Origin of the sequence: Halalkalibacterium halodurans, from assembly GCF_004376175.1 — a bacterium.
GTDB classification, from domain to species: Bacteria; Bacillota; Bacilli; order Bacillales; family Bacillaceae_D; genus Halalkalibacterium; species Halalkalibacterium halodurans.
The window spans coordinates 1-1,634 of the sequence record NZ_SNUY01000062.1; the positions used below are offsets into that span (position 1 = coordinate 1).

General features: G+C 39.7%; 1 protein-coding gene. It reads left to right on the forward strand.

Annotated features, from left to right (window positions below; genetic code table 11):
- Positions 1 to 116 precede the first annotated feature (116 nt).
- Positions 117 to 1,433, forward strand: coding sequence for a transposase (locus tag E2L07_RS16480; RefSeq protein WP_134228930.1), 1,317 nt, complete (start codon positions 117 to 119; stop codon positions 1,431 to 1,433).
- Positions 1,434 to 1,634 lie beyond the last annotated feature (201 nt).

A 1,634-nucleotide genomic window follows, 5' to 3' on the forward strand; every position in this document is an offset into this window, starting at 1 on the left:
AGAGCTTGTTCAAAAAGCCATAAAATCCGAAAAAAAATAAAAATGCACCTTAGCGAAAAATGGTAAAATGGAAGTAACGAATCAACCAAAAATACCAATTTGCGAGGTGCATTTTCATGGATATGCAGCTAGAACTGCTTCCTTACCACTACTATAACACACTCGGTTTCGATGTGGAATTGATAGATTATATTGATCATGTTGATGATTCTATTGTCTTGGAAAAAATGAAACCATTATATAAAGGCGGTGGTCGCCCGCCTATTGATGCTAGGACGTATTTTCGTATGCATTATTTGTACTTTACACGGCCTGAGATCACGTCTTTTAGAGAGCTCTGCAGACAGCTGAAGGACCCTAAGAATCAGGCATGGCGCAACTTCATCGGCACTCCAAACATAAAGGATGTTCCTGTTCATTCGAGCTTGACTCATTTTCGTCATACTCTGACACCCGAGCACTTTTATAAAATCTTATTCGATTTCATTGGTCAGGCCCTGAAACTGGATGGTTTTTTAGAACCAACTCTTGCGGGAATTGATTCTAGACCCGTCTTTGCTCACGTGAATGGCTATAAAAAGAAACGTTGTGCTTGTGAAGATAAAGAGACATGTGAATGCGACAAAACGTATTCGGATCCCGATGCCAAAGTAGGCGTTCAGCGGAATAAAGCCAATCAGAATAAATTTTTTATTGGCTATCGAAAACATTCGATTGTTTGCCCCGCACCCTCGGGTCCTGTTGTTCTCTTGTCTATTATTCTTCCACCAGATACTCACGATGTCGATGTTCTTCTTCCGTTGGTTGAAAAACTAAAAGAAATCGGTGATTTGAAGGTAGAGTATCTTGTGGCAGATTTAGGCTATTTCAGTGCCGAACACCAGATAGAATCTTTACATAAACATGATGTGGCCGTCGTAACAGATTTCAAAAAGAATACGGTCATCCCTGAAACTTGTTCATCAGAAGGAAAGCCTGAATGTGAAGCTGGCCATGAACTCCTATGGGATGGATTTGAGAAGGAAACCTATACGTCTTGGTTTCATGGTGACGAAACCAAATGTATGTCCTGTCCATTACAGGCTACTTGTAATAAGCAATTCGGTTTCACCTTTGAAGAAAACCCATTCTTCTATGGTCCAGTTCCACAAGGGTCAGAGCTTCAAGAACGGATGTTAAACTTTCGTAAGCAAGTGGAGCTATCTTTTGCACATGAATCGAATCAGCTCGATTCTGTGATGCGACATAAAAAGGTGCCAGTAAAGACCACCAAGAGAGTCCAATCTTTCTTCATCATGAGAGATTTGTTTCGACTCATTCAACGGATGATCAAACACATACGAGATACGGTCTTACCTGGAAATCATGTTGAAGCTATAAGGAAATTACAGGAAATCCAAGTGGAACAGCTTTCCTTGCCGATAGCTAGCTAATTTAACCCCAATCAAACCTTTTTCAAAAAATTGTCTATGGTCCAAGGGAGAAGTCTACCCTTTTTTAGGTGCGATTTTGAGTGGGGCGAAGGTACATTTTTTTGTCTGAAATTATTTTACTTTCATTACCATTAATGGAAGTGTAGTCAACTGATTTTCTATTTATGATTTGATTAAAAAGGTGCTTTTTGAACAAGCTCT

Coding starts and splice junctions, on each gene's coding strand:
- E2L07_RS16480 (WP_134228930.1), top strand. CDS start 117: ATGGATATGCAGCTAGAACTGCTTCCTTACCACTACTATAACACACTC.